General features: G+C 42.4%; 10 protein-coding genes. 1 reads left to right on the top strand and 9 read right to left on the bottom strand.

Annotated elements, in window-relative coordinates; translation table 11 throughout:
- Nucleotides 1–10: 10 nt before the first annotated feature.
- From GNF10_RS38380 to GNF10_RS06295, 5 genes are all read right to left on the bottom strand, one after another.
- Nucleotides 11–4066, bottom strand: coding sequence for a DUF4912 domain-containing protein (locus tag GNF10_RS38380; protein ID WP_260445871.1), 4056 nt, complete (start codon nucleotides 4064–4066; stop codon nucleotides 11–13).
- 379 nt (nucleotides 4067–4445) lie between these two features.
- Nucleotides 4446–5576: a precorrin-8X methylmutase gene (locus tag GNF10_RS06310; protein ID WP_185580721.1), complete on the bottom strand. Its 1131-nt coding sequence runs from the start codon at nucleotides 5574–5576 to the stop codon at nucleotides 4446–4448.
- A gap of 3 nt (nucleotides 5577–5579) precedes the next feature.
- Nucleotides 5580–5912, bottom strand: a complete 333-nt coding sequence (locus GNF10_RS06305; RefSeq protein ID WP_260446280.1) for a hypothetical protein — start codon at nucleotides 5910–5912, stop codon at nucleotides 5580–5582.
- Nucleotides 5913–6011: 99 nt separating this feature from the next.
- Nucleotides 6012–6230 (bottom strand): hypothetical protein, encoded by a 219-nt coding sequence (locus GNF10_RS06300; RefSeq protein WP_185584380.1) that lies wholly within the window; start codon nucleotides 6228–6230, stop codon nucleotides 6012–6014.
- Complete coding sequence (locus GNF10_RS06295) at nucleotides 6217–7347, bottom strand: AAA family ATPase (RefSeq protein WP_185584363.1); 1131 nt, start codon at nucleotides 7345–7347, stop codon at nucleotides 6217–6219. The genes GNF10_RS06300 and GNF10_RS06295 overlap by 14 nt, the downstream gene beginning before the upstream one ends.
- A gap of 268 nt (nucleotides 7348–7615) precedes the next feature.
- On the opposite strand from GNF10_RS06295, the gene GNF10_RS06290 reads away from it, so the two are divergent.
- The gene (locus GNF10_RS06290) at nucleotides 7616–9529 is read left to right on the top strand and encodes a heavy metal translocating P-type ATPase (RefSeq protein WP_185584360.1); all 1914 of its coding nucleotides are present in this window, start codon (nucleotides 7616–7618) and stop codon (nucleotides 9527–9529) included.
- Here the strand turns inward: GNF10_RS06290 and GNF10_RS06285 are convergent.
- The 4 genes from GNF10_RS06285 to GNF10_RS06270 form a co-directional block, all read right to left on the bottom strand.
- On the bottom strand, nucleotides 9512–9976 hold the full coding sequence (locus GNF10_RS06285; RefSeq protein ID WP_012410362.1) for an RpiB/LacA/LacB family sugar-phosphate isomerase: 465 nt from the start codon (nucleotides 9974–9976) through the stop codon (nucleotides 9512–9514). The genes GNF10_RS06290 and GNF10_RS06285 overlap by 18 nt on opposite strands.
- A gap of 100 nt (nucleotides 9977–10076) precedes the next feature.
- A complete protein-coding gene (locus tag GNF10_RS06280) occupies nucleotides 10077–13268 on the bottom strand; it encodes an efflux RND transporter permease subunit (RefSeq protein ID WP_185584358.1) in 3192 nt (1063 codons plus the stop codon).
- Nucleotides 13269–13429: 161 nt separating this feature from the next.
- Nucleotides 13430–15058, bottom strand: coding sequence for an efflux RND transporter periplasmic adaptor subunit (locus GNF10_RS06275; protein WP_185584356.1), 1629 nt, complete (start codon nucleotides 15056–15058; stop codon nucleotides 13430–13432).
- Between the two features lie 1046 nt (nucleotides 15059–16104).
- Complete coding sequence (locus GNF10_RS06270) at nucleotides 16105–17394, bottom strand: glycosyltransferase family 4 protein (protein WP_185584354.1); 1290 nt, start codon at nucleotides 17392–17394, stop codon at nucleotides 16105–16107.
- Nucleotides 17395–17481: the final 87 nt, after the last annotated feature.

The following is a 17481-nucleotide window of genomic DNA, read 5'->3' as shown; positions in this document are numbered from 1 at the left end:
CAGGAAATTACTAGTTCTCTGAAGTTTCCTGAGAGAACTTTTTATGGATGGTTTTGGTGGATTCTCCATCAGCCGCTACTGTTATGAGATAGTCCATTAAACCATCTGAAAAGGGAAGACGCAGGTGGAAAGTACCATCGGGTTTGATTTTGATGGGATGTCCAGCAATGTTTACGCTTGTATTTGGTTGGGTTGCTCCGTGAATAATTAACTCAGCATCTGCTACAAACCAAAAATTTTCGTGGGAACGACTGAAAACGCGAACATTAGGTGAACGGGCGATGAGTAACCAACGATTGCTATCAGCTATATAACCAATTTCAACCATATAGTCGCGATCGCTGACGGGAATCGCCACGAAGCGATCGCGGGCTACTTCTTCACATTCATACTGCTGTATAAGCTGGGGACTTTGATAACTCAAGTCAATCCCAGTTACATCGTAAAGCCGCACTACCAATTGAGAACCGCCCTGTTGTTGCAGCGCTTTGTTCTGAGTCTGGGAAATGTGCCAAGAGACATAAGCCCATTTGGGAGTACGGGGTGTGAGCAGTATGTTGCTTTCTTGTTCACTGCTTTTTTCTTCTACGTCTACCAAGTTAATAGCTGTTTCGCTTGGTAAGGCTCCATTTTCAACGGTGGAATCTGTAGAAACAGGACTGAAAACACGATTTTCTTCTACGTCTACCAAGGTAATAGCTGTTTCGCTTGGTAACGTTCCATTTTCAACGGTGGAATCTGTAGGAACAGGACTGAAAACACGAGCGATCGCAGAACGGGCAATAAATAACCAGCAATCGCCATCAGCGACATAGCCAATTTCAGCTATGTAATCGCGATCGCTGATGGGAATTTCCACAAAACGATCGTTTGCAGTCTCGTCACATTCATACTGCTGGACAAACTGAGGATGTTGATAACTCAAGTCAATCCCAGTTGCATCATACAACCGCACTACCAATTTAGAGCCGCCTTGTTGTTGCAGTTCTGCTTTCTTGGTTTCGGATATCTCCCAAGAGACATCAGCCCATTGGGAAGTGCGAGGTGTAAGGACAAGACTGCTCTCTTCTTCAACATTTACTAAGTGAATATCTGTTTTATCCGCAATCGCCACATTCTCAACGACGGGATCTGGATGCACAGGACTGGAGAAATGAACAACTGCTGAACGGGCGATGAATAACCAGCGTTCGCCATCAGCGAGATAACCAATTTCAGCTATATAATCGCGATCGCTGGCGGGAACATCCGCCAGCCCGTCGTTTACTGTCTCTTCAGATTCATACTGCTTGACAAGCTGAGGACTTTGATGGCTCAAGTCAATCCCAGTCACATCATAAATCCGCACTATAAATTGAGAGCCGCCCTGTTGACGCAGTGCTACTTTCTTGGTTTCGGAGACTTCCCAAGAGACATGAGCCGATGTGGAAGTATGTGGTGTAAGCACAATACTACTCTCTTCTTCAACATCTCCCAAGTGAATATCTGTTTCATCCGCAATCGCCACATCCTCAACAATCGGATCTGGATTCACAGGACTGAAGACACGAAGAATTGCGGAACGGGCGATCAATAACCAGTACTCGCCATAAGCGATATAACCAATTTCAGCTATGTAGTCGCGATCGCTGGCGGGAACCTCTACTAAGCGATCGTGTGCTGTCTCTGTACATTCATACTGCTGTAAAAGCTGGGGAGTTTGATAACTCAAGTCAATGCCAGTCACATCATACAGTCGCACTACCAATTGAGAGCCGCCTTGTTGCCACAGTTCTGCTTTCTTGGTTTCAGAAATTTTCCAAGAGACATTAGCTGATGTCGAAGTATATGGTGTTAGCACAATACTGCTTTCTTCATCTGCATCTACCAAACCAATAGCTGTTTCGGCTGCAATTGGCACATTGTCAACCGTAGTATCAGTTTCTCCTGGGGTATCCGATCCCAGATTTATCGCCCAGGCTCCAATCCCTGCGCCTGCTGCTAAAGCCGCAACGTCTGCAAAATCTATGGAATTATTCTCAGCAGCACCTTCGCTAACAGTTGGCTCTGTTTGAGATTCTTCGTCTACCACCTCGATAGGAGGTTCGGCTGCATCTGCTACCACATTGAATACATCTACATCTGGCAATTCTGGCAAATTGAGCAGTGGAGATGGTGGTAACGGTGAAGGTTCCACTTCGTCAGAGTCTGATAAGGGGAATTCATCTGTATCTTCAGTTGAGGTGATACTCTGTAGCCAGTTCAATTCTGCTTGAAGTTCCTCATCTATCTCATCTTCAGAAATTTCTGTGTCCCAATATTCCAAACTAGATGTTACTTCTGGCACATCTGGGAATTCGGACAGTGGGGCTGTTACCTCAGATGAAGGCAGTTCTACATCTGAAGATATTTCTTCGGGAAGATTTCCCAAGTGAGGATATGGAGTATTTACTACAGCTGCTGGGGCTTCTATATCCCATGCAACCTCATCAGAATCGGGTGGATTTGTCTCAGTATAATTATTTAGCTCGATCGTCTCATCAATGGCGTTTGTTTCTGTTTCTTTGTTGTTAAAGGCAGACCAGGTAGCTGTCCCGATGCCCGTTGCTAAAGCCGCACCACCAGTTAAAGCTGCGGCTCCCGCTCCATTAGTTAGAGTAGAGGTTGTGCCTTCATAGAGGTTAGAAGTGCCATTAGTTGCCTCTTGGACTAAATTGGATGTTCCGTGAGTACCATTTTCAGCCAGTTCAGATTGGGTTTGAGCATAGATATTGAAAGGAGTGCGATCGGGGGTTTCTTGCTCTTGGAATTGTGAAACTGGCTGTTCTTCAAGCGTAGCTCCGTTAATGGAGGCAGCTGTGCTGGCATTAAGTACTGCTGTTTCTCCATCTTCTGGATCGGGTGGATGAGGATTTGATTCTGGTAAGTTGTCTGTTTTCTCATCGGATGATGGTTTTTTTCCGAGAGTCCACCAGGCCAACGCTGCAATTACACTAACAAGAAACAAAGGTAACAGTACCCAAAACGGTACTTCTTTGTTTACAATTGGGCTTTTTTGTGTAGTAGTGGCAGGAGCGACAAAAGGCTGTTCGGCAAATGCAGAAGCAGTAGCACTAGGGGAAGCTGTCGCAGCAGGTGTTGTCTGGGCACTGGGAGAAGGCGTGACAATAGGTTGTGATACGTTGGTTGCGATCGCAGTTGCTTCAGCCGTTCTTGCTTGTTCTATAGCCTGCTGTCCTGCGGGTGCAAGGGTAAAGCCAAGAAAATCTACTACGCTTAAGCTGGGATTTTTTTTGTAAACGTAAACTAAAGGTTGCGAGAAGGGATATTTTGCATCATCTGGCAAGGCTTGATGTAATTGCAGAACTCGCACATTTTGCAGCTTCGACACCTGATTAGCTAACACATAGCTGATGCCATCTTTACCCAGTTGTTTAATGATTTCTGCGGTATTATCCTCAGTTAGTTGGGTAGCACTAGACCCTGTAGCAAATTCAGCAGTCTTGAAGGCTGGATAAGTGCGAAAAGTATTGCGAGTCTCACTTGTGTTCGGGTGGTCGATTAACCGAATTTTCCCTGGAGGCGCTCCTAATTGTGACCAATTTGTAATTTGTCCCCGGAAAATCCGAGCAAATTGCCTACTAGTCAAGCTTCCTTTGAAAGGATTATCTGCGCTGACTACGATCGCAATCTTCTCACGGCGCAAGCGGACTTGCTCTAGTCCCTGAGCTTTTTCTTCTGGTGTCAAACCACGCCCCATTGCTACGATGTCAATTTTGCCATCTAACAAATCTTTCAGTGCTGTATCAGTGCCATTAGCGGCAACTTCAACCTTAGTACCCGAAAACTGTTTTTCAAAATTATCTTTCAGACTTTGGTTGATTGCACCCAAACTATTTGAACCATCAATCCGAATTGTCGTTCCATTCTGCACTGTTTGCGGCAGTGTAAAAGAAGGAGACTCAGTTTTAGATTGCGCCAGTATAGGTTCTGATACCAGCAAACCTGCTGCCATAGGAGTTGTAGCTAAAGCAACCCATAGTATCAGCCTGATTATCGAAGTATCTTTTTTTTCTTGTTGCCACATAAGCCCCTTAATTAAAGTAAAAAATAGAAAGCCTACCAGTCTTAACCCACAATCTTGTTAAAGATTATGGAGGAGACGCGCTAATTATACATCTGAGTTCTCTTTAGTTCTAAGTTCCTTCAGCGCACTTATATTGATTTATACTTGGACTGAGATTGTATAGCATGATAATTTATACTCTAATTGCCAGAGTCTGTTTACTATAAAATGTTCTAATTTATATTGCAACTTATACCAAGTTGGTAGCTTATGGCCACAATTATGAATTATTGAATTACTAAAACTGGTAAAGTGTAGCAAATTCAATATTATTTAACAATATTATTTTCAGTCATGCTGAATACTGAGTATTTTATTGTGTTAATTGAGTACTTATTGTTCAGCATTCAGAGGAATCTACTATATTTTTGAGATAACAATGACAATCGGGCTTATCAATTAGTGACTCCACCAAAGCATTTAAAGCCGTTGCAGCTAAAGCGCCACCTCCCAAAGTTCCTGCAACTGTAATAAAAGGTATCCCTTGTTGCATCAGTTGCCGTTTGGCTGCGGGAGCATGACTAAAGCCAATGGGCATTCCAATTACTAATGCTGGCTGAATTTTTTGATTGCTAATCGCGTCACAAACTTCTACAAGGACTGAGGGAGCATAACCAACTACCAGCACGCAACCTGGATTTACTTGCAGCAATTTTGATCGCCATTCTCGATGTTGCCAAAAAGCTGCTTCTGCTTCTGTGGCGGTGGTAATGTGGGGATTATCAATTAAGGTTTCAGTGCTGCATCCCAAGTGAAGTAATCGGGTTTGATCTAAAGCAGCAGCAACGGTTTGGGTATCGACAACAATTTGACAGCTTGAAGATAAGGCTTTTCGACTAGCTGCGATCGCATCTCGGCTTAATTTTACAAAGGATACTAAACTGACATCGCCACAAGCCAAAACCAACTGAGAAATTAAGTGTTGTTCAATTTCCGAACGCTGAGATAAATCTGGTAGTAAGCGTTGTAGCGATTCTGAAAAAGCTTCCGAGTGGGTATGAATTTCTGCATCCAAACCACTCCAGAGATTTTCCAATCCCCCCAATCCAGCTTGGGTTTCGACATCAAGTAACTTGAGTTGTGCCAGAACTTCCGCCTGGATAATTTGACAATGGCGATCGCGCCCCAATAATCCTTCTAATGCTGATGCAGTTTGTCGCAATTGAGAAATTTGTTGCATCACCGCCCGATATTGCTGCTGGAGTTGTCCCATCAGGTTAACAGTTGTGTCGGCTTCTGGTTCCACCTCCAAAATATTGCGGATATGGTTTAGCTGAAACCCTTGCTGCTTGAGTGCAACAATCCGTTGTAAGCGGAGAACATCTTTTTTGGTGTAGAGACGGTAATTGCTGCGCGATCGCACTGGTTGCGGTAACAGTCCCAATTGATGGTAATGACGCACCATTCGCGGAGTTAAACCACCGCCAACTGCATCTGTGAGTTCTTTAATAGTTAAGCAACCAGCGTTCATGATTTACTCCAACAACGGCAAAATTCTTTGTAACTCTTCACAAGCCGCCTGAAGAGATGGCGGTGCATTTTCATCTAAACCGTGATAGCACTGATTTACCAAGTTTTCTACATACGGCTTGCAAACTGACTCATTGTTAAATTTTGAATATTCTGTTTCTTCATCAACAGTTTCACCTTGTAAATAATGTATCCAAGTTTCAATATTTCTTTTAGGGATAAATATTGCGATCGCTTCTTTAGCCTGGCGAATCTGCTGTAAATCTTCTATCAGTGCATCATCTAATTTCTTCAGCCTTTCCTCTACCGTTTTCTTATCTGCATCAATCAAAACCACAAGCATTCCTGAAATATAGTTTTTGCTCCGATACAGCGCTTCCCGCTATTATGCAATACAGTTTTTCTTCTTGCCCCTCTTCTACCATAGCTTTTAGCTTTAAGGATGATGTACCTCATAGCTGCCAGAAGTGCTGTATGCTTTCACCTCTGCGGGATAACGTTTTCTGACAAACTGCTCTCCTGCACCTTTTGGGCAAATTTCAATTCTGAGATTTCTATCTAAAATAAAACCTCGTTTTTTCAGAAAATGCCGAGCAAAAACTTCTTGTTGCTTATCCTCACACAGAATTACAATCTGTACTCTACGCCGATTCATAAAGCCAACCCCGCGCAATCAGTTCTGAAATGGGTAATCCAGTATTTTCAGCAACTTCATTACTAATTTTTTTCACTCGCACAGGAGCATTACTCTGACGCTCAAACCAATAACCTATGGGCGATGCTAAAAGATAATTAATTAATTCAGGATGATGAGAAATTAGCAAAGCCTGGATTTTTTGCTCACTACAAAAGTCATAAAGCTGAACCAGCCAAGGCTGAATTTCTGGCAGGGCTAAAAAATTCTCTGGTTCATCAATACATAGCGTGTAATCTTCAGACTGAGTACAATAAACAAGGGTATAAAGAGCAATTAGCACTTTTTGTCCATCAGATAATTCGCTAAAACGATAATCAATAATATTTTTTTTATCTTCACCTGTTGTAAATCGCAATTTTAAAGTTCGATATCTTTCACTAAACTGTTCAAATTTAAAACTTACAAAACCCTCTAAAACATCTTGTAGAATTTTCATAAGTTCAGAAATTTTACCTTGATCTTCTGAAATATACCGATACCAAGAAACAAAATTTTCCATTCTAAAATCTAGACTTATTTCTTCCTTTTCGCTGCCATTAGCCATAAGACTAGGAATAATTTGTACAATAATGAATCGCTGCATTCTTTTTGCAAACCAAGCTAGCTTCGTACTATTAGTATTGACAGAAAACAACGATACTAGAGAAATAAAGTCTGAAATAGAGGAAGGGAAGGGAATGTTTCCTAATTCAGAAGTATCTTCTCGAAAAAATTGAAATACATTTTCCTCTAATTTTAGCAATATTTGGTTATTAAACCAGAGACGTTCATATTCAATATGATTTTTATTTTGATTATGTCTAATAGCCAATTCATATCTGTAATGACCATTATTACCAGTAATTTCTAACTCAAAACGCTGAATTTGTAAAGTCTGCCAGCGAGTACAGTCAGTATATTCAAAAATTTCTTCTAGGTTTTTACGACCACTTACAAAGGTTTGAATTTTCCGTAAGGCTTCAAAAACAGTTGATTTACCTGTTCCATTACCACCAAGAAACAGGTTAATCGAGTCAAAATTCATCTCGAAATTTACCAACCCGCGAAAGTTATCAATATATATTCGCTTTAACATAGATTTTTTCCTACTAGTGCAATTTTAAAGCTAACAGTTAAATCGTCCGATTTACCCACATCCCGCTTTTGAAAAATGCTTCAAGAACACAGATAAAGATTTAACTCTGCGTACTTCTGCGCTTCCCTCAGCGCGACGGCAGTCGCTACAACGGGGGGAACCCCCGCAACGCGCTGCCTCCCCTTTGCGTTTCAAAATCATTATAAACATTGACATTAACATTAATGTCAAGGTTTAGCGTAAGAGAGTCACTATAAATTTACCTTTCATGCTCTACCCCCAACGTTTTAACCAATTCACCAGAGAACACGCAGATACCTTAGCAGCACTTTTGTGTGGGTTGCTATTATTTTTCGGATGGTTCGCCTTGCATCTCGGTTGGTTGGGATTGGCGTTCCTGTTACTACCTGCCGCTTATGTAATTGGTGGTTACGAAAGTGCGCGGGAAGGATTGACTACCCTTTTCAAAGAAAAAGAACTTGATGTAGATTTGCTGATGATTGTCGCCGCCATTGGTGCTGCAAGTCTCGGCTTATGGCGAAGAGAATATCATCTAATTATTGATGGGGCAATTTTGATTCTGATCTTTGCTATCAGTGGCGCATTAGAAGGCTATGCGATGCAGAGAACTGAGCGCAGTATCAGAAGTTTGATGAGCCTGACACCAGATACAGCAAGAGTTTTGCTTCAGGGAAGGGAAGAGGAAATTCCTATTAGTCAGTTAAAAGTAGGTGATGAGATTGTTGTAAAACCCGGAGAGCTAATTCCTACTGATGGGATAATTTTATCTGGTTACAGCACCCTGAATCAAGCTGCAATTACAGGTGAGTCTTTACCTGTAGAGAAGACGGTGGGCGCAGAAGTTTTTGCCGGCACACTTAACGGCTATGGTGCATTGCAGATTAAGGTACACAAACCAGCCCAAAGCAGTTTAATTCAGCGCGTGATTCGCTTGGTAGAACAAGCGCAAACAGAAGCACCACCTTCGCAAGAGTTTATCGATCGCTTTGAAAAAGGATATGCCAAAGTCATTGTAGTAGCCGGGATATTACTGGCAACTTTACCGCCATTTCTTTGGGGTTGGGATTGGGAAACAACAATTTATCGCGCCTTAACTTTCCTTGTGGTGGCTTCTCCCTGTGCGTTGATGGCTGCAATTATGCCCACCCTGCTTTCAGGAATAGCTAATGGTGCAAGACAGGGGATTTTGTTTAAGAATGGGGCGCAGTTGGAGAAGATTGGCAAAGTCCGTGCGATCGCATTTGATAAAACTGGTACTCTGACAACAGGACAAGTGCAGGTATTCCAAGTAATTGCAATAAATAAATACACCCAACAAGATGTATTAAAAGCCGCCGCTAGTGTGGAATCCTATTCAGAACATCCCATCGGTAAGGCAATTGTGCAAGCGGCTAGTGATTTGGATTTGGTTGGTGCAATCCAAGTGCAAGCCATACCTGGACAGGGAATTGTGGGAATTGCTCAAGAACAACAGATAATTGTAGGCAATGCTGTTTTTGTGCAAAAGTATGTCACAAATTTACCTGAAGAATTGCGAGAAATGGCTCAATCTTTGGAGCAAGAAGGTAAAACTGTGGTTTGGGTAGCACAGGGAAATATAGCAGAAGTAATGGGTGTAATTGCGATCGCAGATGAAGTAAGATCGCAAGCAGGCGCAACCATTTCTCGCTTGAAGCAACTGGGAATTGAGCAAATTGTCATGTTAACTGGAGATAATGAAGAAACTGCTCAAAGTGTCGCCAAAGCTGTAGGAATCGATCAGGTATATGCTCACCTTCTACCAGAAGATAAGCTAGATGTTATCCGCCTTTTACAGCAAAAGTATCAAACTGTGGCAATGGTGGGCGATGGAATTAATGATGCACCAGCTTTAGCCCAAGCATCTGTGGGTATAGCGATGGGAATATCTGGTAGCGATGTGGCATTGGAAACCGCAGATATAGTACTGATGGCAGACAAGTTAGAAAAAATTGCCGTGGCGATGCATTTGGGAAGGCGATCGCAATCCATAGTCAAACAGAATATGTTTGTAGCGTTGAGTTTTATTATGTTGCTTTTGGTGGGCAACTTTTTAGGAAGTATTAACTTACCTATTGGCGTGATTGGGCATGAAGGTTCTACAGTACTAGTGACCCTCAGTGGTCTAAGATTGCTGAAATAAAGCACTTTTCTCTAACTGTCTAATCCGCTCCATTTGCAAGATGTTCCACTCATCTTCAGAAAAGGGCGTGCTAAACCAGGCATCTAATATTTCTTTTGCGATCGCTTCTGTAGTGGCACGTAAACTTAATACTAGGACATTCGCATGATTCCAAATACGTGCCCCACGTGCAGTTTCAGCATCATGGCATAATGCCGCACGTATCCCTAAAACTTTGTTGGCGGCAATAGATGCACCAGTACCAGTCCAACAAAAGACAATCCCCTCATCTGCTTTTTGGGTTGCTACTGCCAAAGCAACTTTACTACAGCTGAGGGGCCAATCAACTTCTAAATCATTCTCAGCTAAGGAACCAAAGACTATAACTTCATGCCCGCGCTGCTTAAGTTCTTCCAGTATGCGATCAGTTAGGTTGGTGCGTTCATCACTGCCAATAGCGATTTTCATGCATTCCCCCTTAAAATTAGTCTTCCCCATCTCCTCATACTACGATGTTTATAGGAGACAGGGAACAGGGAAAAATTAATTACAAATTAGGAATTACGAATTAATTCTCGCCCTTTGCTGAATATACAGCACTTTTACCATCCAATGAAACTGCATCTGTTTGCAGTTCTTGATGTTGATTTGTTTTGATAAAGCGCTCTGTTGTCGTCTTTATGACGATATACAAAATCGGTACTACAAACAAACTCAAGAAAGTCGCAATTAACATCCCTCCAAAAACTGCTGTTCCTAAAGATTGACGACTACCCGCACCGGCACCTGTGGCAACAGCTAACGGAAAAATCCCCAATAGTGTAGAAAAAGCAGTCATCAAAATTGGACGTAACCGCTCTTGCGAAGCCTCAATTACTGCTTTGGTAATCGAAAGCCCTTGTTCTCGTAATTGGTTAGCAAATTCCACAATCAAAATTGCGTTTTTACTAGCTAAACCGATCAACATTACTAGACCAATTTGGCAGTAAACATCATTCGAAAAACCCCGCATTGATTGAGCTATAAGCGCTCCAAAGATAGCTAAAGGAACTGATAACAGAATGATAAAGGGGTCAACATAGTTCTCATATTGAGCAGCTAGTACTAAGAATACAAAGATTATTCCTAATCCAAAGATTAGCGGTGCTAAACCACCAGAATCTATTTCTTCTAATGCCGTTCCTGACCATTCGTAACCATAGCCGGCTGGTAAAACTTCTTTAGCAACTTTTTCCATTGCTTTAATTGCGTCTCCTGAACTAGAGCCAGGAGCGGCGGAACCATTAATTTCAATTGAGCGGAACAGATTATAGTGATTGATAGTTTGCGCTCCCACCGTCGAAGTAACTGTGACTAAGTTACTTAAAGGAATCATTTGATTCCTTTGAGAACGAACATATAGTTTACCAATATCTTTTGGATTGGAACGAAACTGTTGATCTGCCTGGATATACACCCGATAATTACGCTGCTGGAGATTGAAATCATTTACATATTGCGATCCCAAAGCAGTTTGTAAAGTACTGAAGACATCATCTATAGAAACTTGCAATGATTTGGCTTTATTGCGGTCTACTTCCACAAGCAATTGTGGTGTATCTGCGGCAAAGGTGCTAAATACAGCTTGTAATCCTGGTGTTTGATTAGCTTGACCGAGCAACTTACCCATTGACTGGACTAGATTTTCTAAACCACTGTTACCTCTGCGGTCTTGCAGTTGAAAGACGAAGCCGCCAAAGTTACCTAAACCCTGAATTGGTGGCGGGTTCACAGGAAAAACCCTGGCTTCTGGGATTGACAATAACTTCCCTTGCAATTTACCAATAATCGCCTGTACTGATTGATCGGGTCTTGAACGCTCATCCCAAGGTTTTAAAGTGGTAAATATAATGCCGCTATTGGCGGTGCTGCCACTAAAACCAAATCCTCCCACGGCGAAAGTACCTAGCACTTCTGGAAGTGGCAGAATTTCTTTTTCTACTTGTGCCATGACATCGCTGGTATATTGCAGCGAAACACCTTGAGGCCCTTGGATGATGGTGATGAAATAGCCTTCGTCTTCATCGGGTAGAAAGGCTGTCGGTACTGTGGTGTACAGCCAAGCAGTCATTCCCAAAGAAACGATAAACAGTCCAATGACGATGCTTTTGAATCGTACCATCCAGGTAAGCGATCGCTCATAACTTGACCTTACCCATTCCAGGAACCGATTAATCAGGTCAAAAAACCAGCCAATCCACCTTGGTACTTGTTGTTCTTGACGTAGCAGCACCCCACACAAAGAAGGTGTTAGAGTCAAAGCTAGAAATGTCGAAATCGCAATAGAAAAGGCGATCGTCAGCGCAAATTGCCGATAAAGTGCGCCTGTAGTTCCCGGAAAAAACGCCACTGGCACAAACACCGCCATCAATACTAGTGAAGTGGCAATAACCGCGCCAAACAGTTCCCTCATTGATTCACTTGCGGCTCGACGAGGACTTACGCCTTTATCCTGAATAAAACGGCTAATTTGCTCCACCACAACGATCGCATCGTCTACCACCATCCCCGATGCTAAAGTCAGACCAAATAAAGTCAAACTATTGATAGAAAAGTTAAAAATTTTGACAAAGGCAAACGTTCCAATTAGTGCTAGAGGAATAGTCAGTGCTGGAATTAAAGTGGTTCGCCAATCCTGCAAGAACACAAAAATTACAATCACAACCAGCACTACCGCTTCAATCAGAGTCTTGATGACTTCTGACATCGACTCTTCTACAAACGATGTTGTGTCAAAAGCTACCTGATATTTCATGCCTGGTGGAAAACTCGGAGCCAATCGCGCCATTTCATCTTTGACTCCTTTCGCTACATCCAAGGCATTACTGCCAGGAACCTGATAAATCCCTAAACCTACAGCATCATTGCCCCGGAACCGCAAAAATGTGTTGTAATTTTCTGCACCCAGTTCGGCTTTACCGACATCTTTGAGCTTGACTAATGTGCCATCCTCTTCAGTTTTGAGGACAATTTCTTCAAATTCTGATGGTTCTGCTAATCGGCTAGCAGCACGCACGTCAAGTTGATATCTTTGTCCTTCAGGAGCCGGTTCTTGCCCAATTCTTCCTGCACCAACTTGCAAGTTTTGTTCGGATAAAGCATTCGCTACATCCTGAGTCGTTAGTCCCCGACTGGCAAGGCGACTAGGATCTAACCACAAACGCATTGCATAGCGGCGTTCACCAAAAATTTGAACGTTGCTCACGCCTTTGACTCTTTTTAAAGCATCTGCTATGTAAAGGTCGGCATAGTTGCTTAAGAATATATTGTCGTACTCTTTATTTTCAGCGAATAAACCAATTGCTAAGAGAATGTTGCTAGATTCTTTAGATACTCGCACTCCCGTGCGCTGCACAGAATCTGGTAGTTGTGGTTGGGCAACAGAAACACGATTTTGCACATCCACAGCCGCAATATCTTTATCCCGTGATGAATCAAAGGTGGCTGTAATGGTACTAGTACCATCGTTACTGCTGCTGGAAGTCAGATATCTTAATCCCTCAATCCCGTTGATTTGCCTTTCTAAGATATTTGTCACTCCGCTTTCTACGACTTCTGCACTAGCTCCGCTATAGTTGGAAGTTACACTGATTTGCGTGGGACTAATTTCTGGGAACCTAGCGATCGGTAGTGAGGGAATACTAATTAACCCTATTAAAAGGATGATGATCGCACATACCGACGCAAAGATTGGTCGCTTAATAAAGAAGTCAACAAACATAGTTTAAAAATTGGAAATTGGGCATTGGGCATTGGGAATTGGGCATTGGGCATTGGGCATTGGGAATTGGGAATTGCGAAAGACTTGTTGAAAGGTTCTCACTCAAATCACCTTGTCCCCTTGTCCCCTTGTCTCCCCTGCCCCCTGCCTCTTCCCTTCAGCTAAGGCTTCCGACTACCCACTTCTTGCGGTGCGGGAGTGATGGGAGCGCCATTAGTTAGGTTGAGAATACCGGAAACAACAATTTTGTCTCCAGCTTTTAGTCCTTCGATAACTTGATAATTATTCCCCTCAATAGCTCCCAATTTCACAGGTTTTTGTTGAGCAACTAAAGAGGGCGCTCCAGCGTTCTTTTCTGCTGGTGCTTCAGCTTTTTTTTCTGCTGGTGCTTCAGCTTTCTTTTCTGTTGGCGCTTCAGCTACAAATACAAAAGTCTCCCCACCTAGGCGAGATACTGCTGTAACTGGAATTAAAATTCCTGGACGTTGGTTCCAGATCACTTTGGTTTGCACTGACTGGCGATTTACCAGTTGACTTCTAGAATTACCAAAGTTGGCTTTCACCAAAATTGTCTGCGAATCTGAACTAGCATCTGGAGAAATGAAGCTTATCTTACCCCTTGCTGCGGGTTCGCCTTGAGCGTTTAGCATTTGTACTGGTAATCCTAAGCGCAATTTTTTAGCTTCTTCTAGGGGAACGGAAATATTCAGTTCTAAAGAGTCGTTTCTAGTAAGTGTAGTGAGTTGGTCTGCTCTTTCCACAAAATCTCCCACCTTTGTGGGAATATCACCAACAATGCCAGTAAAAGGTGCCAGAACTTTTGTGTATTTCAGTTGGACTTGGGCAGCTTGGACTTGGGCAGCTGCTTGCGTTACTTGCGATCGCGCTTGGGCAATTTCTTCTGGACGGGAACCATTTTCTAGTTGCCTTAAGTTTTGTCTCTGTTGTTCCAAGGCACCAGCTAGCTCATTGATACTAGAATTTCTGCTTTTGCGAACTTGGTCTAGGCGTTTCTGAGCTACGACAAGGGCAGCTTCAGCACTTTGCTGTTCTTTGACATATCCTTCTAAGGTATCTTGGGAAACTGCACCCTCTTTTCTCAATTGTGCATATCGCTTGGCTCGTGACTGTGCTAGTTCCACATCAGATTTAGCTGACTGAATTTGAGCCTCAGCCTGAGCTATTTCTTCTGGTTGCGATCCCGATTGAGCATCTCTAAAGCGAGCTTGGGCTTGGGCTAACTGCGCTCTAGCTTGGGCAACTTCTTCTTGTCGCGTACCTGCAACAAGTTCAGCAAGACGTGCTTGAGCTTGTGCTAGTGCAGCTTTTGCTTGTGATAATTGCGCTTGGACACTATCACTTTCTAGGCTAATAATAACTTGCCCCTGCTGAACACGGTTGCCTTCTTGGATGAAAATATTGGTAATTCGTCCTTCAACCTGTGGCTTGATAATTACCGAACGTGGAGCCTCTAAGGAGCCAATAAACTCCGAACTTTCTTGCACAGTTTCAGGTTGCACAGTCGCTAGCTTGACTGGAATTGCCATCGGTTGACCAGCAGCTGCCCCACCTGCTGGTGGATTACTAGCACTACTAGTTTGCCACCAGCGCCAACCAAAACCAATGCCTCCAATTAAAAGGATAATTCCCAAAATTAGAGGCCAACGACGCTTTTGTGGTGGTTTAGGCGATCGCTCTGGCAGTGGTTGTGGCTCTTGACTAGAATCAGTAACAACAGGTTGTTCTATTTCAACTGGAAGCGGAGAATCAGGGAACTCAGAATGGGACATCTTCGGTTTCTCGTCTTGTGGATTTAGACTTGGGCAATCTACTCTTGACTAAAAAAGCATTATTTCAATAGATTTCTAGCCCTTTGTTTTTGATGTTGATAACAAATATGTATTTGGGTATTTGGGCGATCGCTCACGATGTCTAGTACCTAAAACAAACAAATATGCTTCATCACATTATGGTTATTTTGTACATTGCCTAACTCCCATCATTTTTTTAAAGTGTAATTTATAAAACTTTTTTGGTCAGTATAAAACCATCACTTTCCGTCATAGAGAAAACACGGTTTATGTTGTTGCAAGGGAATCAATACAATCTTCTGTCTCCTGCAATGGCAAACTGCGTGATACCGTGTACAAATAAACTTAAACAAGTTTTGATGTAGTATTCATACTGTAATCTTGTGTGGTAAGGATATCGCTAAAAACGCAGAATACCGTGAAACAACACACCCGTGGAAATATCTACAGATACTTTTAAATCTATATCTGAAGATACTGCACCCTTATCTTGACTTTTTTCCAAGTACATAACCACCTAGCTGTTCGCGCAGCGATTAACGATTTGTTAGATTTGTATAAAATCAGACAAGCGGCTTGGTAAAGTTTTCCATAAGAGTTTGCAAGCGCTTGCTTGCATTATAACCACACAGGAAACTAGGTTTGTATAAGTTTAAAGATGAGTTTATCCCTCTTGAGTCGTATTGAATACTGATCTTAGGGAAGAAAAATGTACAGTGCAATGTATGGAGTGATGCCTTCCCTACGATAGGCTTGTCTGTGATACGCTGCGCGTAGCTTGCTTCTGAGTAGGAGTATGACAACGGTGGGCTATTCTATTCATCAAGGTTGCAAGTTTCATTGAGTTATCCTCACCAAGAACAAAGTGCAATCAATACAGTGTTCTCTAGAGTCCTATTTTTGAGCGGTCTTATCTTCCTACACTTAGGTCATCCAATCGGATGATTCTTAACTCACCCATTCGGGTGATTTAATTTATCCTAATCAGGGTTCTATATATGTGAGCGAGTCATACTCAATGCCCTTCAAGCATCTACAACTGATTCTTTAGAATCCAATTTCGGCAAGATACCCACAGTTGATTTTCGGTTAGCAAGAATATGATAAAGGAGCCACTCATACCGATCAAGTGCTTGCTCCAACGAATAATTTTCTTCGGCAAACTGTCTTCCCGCGTTACCTAGCTTCGTACAGAGAGTAGGATTAGCATATAAATCATGCACCGCAGCGGCCATTGCATCGGGCGATTCTGGCTCAACAATTACCCCACCACCACTGAGTTTTATCGCTCTAGCAGCAGTTCCAGTTGCAGGAACTGAACCCACAATCGGGCGACCACTTGCCAAGAGTAGTGGTATTTTTGAAGGCATATTAAACGAAATTACATTGTGCTTTTGCACAATCAGCCCGACATCAGCTGCTGCTAGCATTTCAGGTAATTTTTCTCTCGGCTGCAATGGTAGCAGCAAAACATTATCTGCTCCATGTAATAGACAATATTCTTGCAACCTTTGCAATGCTGTTGATTCGCCGACGATGACAAAGACAATTTCTCTAATATGACGTAAGCAAACTGCTGCTTCTATTACTGTTTCTAAACCTTGGGTTAGAGCAATGTTGCCCGAATAAAGAACTATAAATTTCCCATCCAGTTGATGACTAGATATCCAAGAGTTGTTCTGTTGCGGTAAAGGATGGATGAAATTTACATTCACCCAATTAGGAATACAAACGATTTTACTAACAGGTACTCCCTTATTCACTAAATTCTCACGAAATCCATCGGCGATAACACTAATAGTGTGTGCAGTCCGATAGGCAAATTTCTCTAAAGCTGCAAGAGTTCGGATCATCCACTTGTTTTTCAGAAGCCCGATACGCACAGCAGCTTCTGGTAATATATCTTGCACATTTAGAACTATTGGGCAGTTGTATAGCCAACCAAATATTGTTGCTGGTAAGATACCTAGCAAAGGCGGTACTGTTAAAATTATCACATCTGGACGTTCACCTCTAAAGGCTTGAGGCAAACTTGTGAAAATAAAGCTTAACTCCAGCAACAAACGATCTAAAAGGTTAGGTTTAGACTTAATTCTGATGTAGCTTCGCTGAATTTTGACACCATTTTTCTGTTCAGTAACGTACCATTGACCCCGATATCCATCGTAAATTTCGCGCTCAGGATAGTTGGGCATTCCGGTAATCACCCGCACTTCATGACCTCGTTTTACTAGTCCTTCTGCCAATTCAGTCATTAGGGGAGCAATGCCAATCGGCTCTGGATGATAGTTGTAGGAATATATCAGAATGTGCATGAGCTATTTATAAATTGGGTAAATACAGCCGGAGATAATCGGATTTATTGCTAACTTCAATAGAGGCTGCAACTTTTATTATTTAAT

The organism is Nostoc sp. UCD121 (assembly GCF_014222285.1).
GTDB lineage: Bacteria > Cyanobacteriota > Cyanobacteriia > Cyanobacteriales > Nostocaceae > Nostoc.
This window is presented reverse-complemented; position numbering and strand designations above follow the sequence as displayed.

Coding starts and splice junctions, on each gene's coding strand:
- GNF10_RS06280 (WP_185584358.1), bottom strand. CDS start 13,268: ATGTTTGTTGACTTCTTTATTAAGCGACCAATCTTTGCGTCGGTATGT.
- GNF10_RS06275 (WP_185584356.1), bottom strand. CDS start 15,058: ATGTCCCATTCTGAGTTCCCTGATTCTCCGCTTCCAGTTGAAATAGAA.
- GNF10_RS06300 (WP_185584380.1), bottom strand. CDS start 6,230: ATGAATCGGCGTAGAGTACAGATTGTAATTCTGTGTGAGGATAAGCAA.
- GNF10_RS06290 (WP_185584360.1), top strand. CDS start 7,616: ATGCTCTACCCCCAACGTTTTAACCAATTCACCAGAGAACACGCAGAT.
- GNF10_RS06295 (WP_185584363.1), bottom strand. CDS start 7,347: ATGTTAAAGCGAATATATATTGATAACTTTCGCGGGTTGGTAAATTTC.
- GNF10_RS06310 (WP_185580721.1), bottom strand. CDS start 5,576: ATGAACGCTGGTTGCTTAACTATTAAAGAACTCACAGATGCAGTTGGC.
- GNF10_RS06270 (WP_185584354.1), bottom strand. CDS start 17,394: ATGCACATTCTGATATATTCCTACAACTATCATCCAGAGCCGATTGGC.
- GNF10_RS06285 (WP_012410362.1), bottom strand. CDS start 9,976: ATGAAAATCGCTATTGGCAGTGATGAACGCACCAACCTAACTGATCGC.
- GNF10_RS38380 (WP_260445871.1), bottom strand. CDS start 4,066: ATGTGGCAACAAGAAAAAAAAGATACTTCGATAATCAGGCTGATACTA.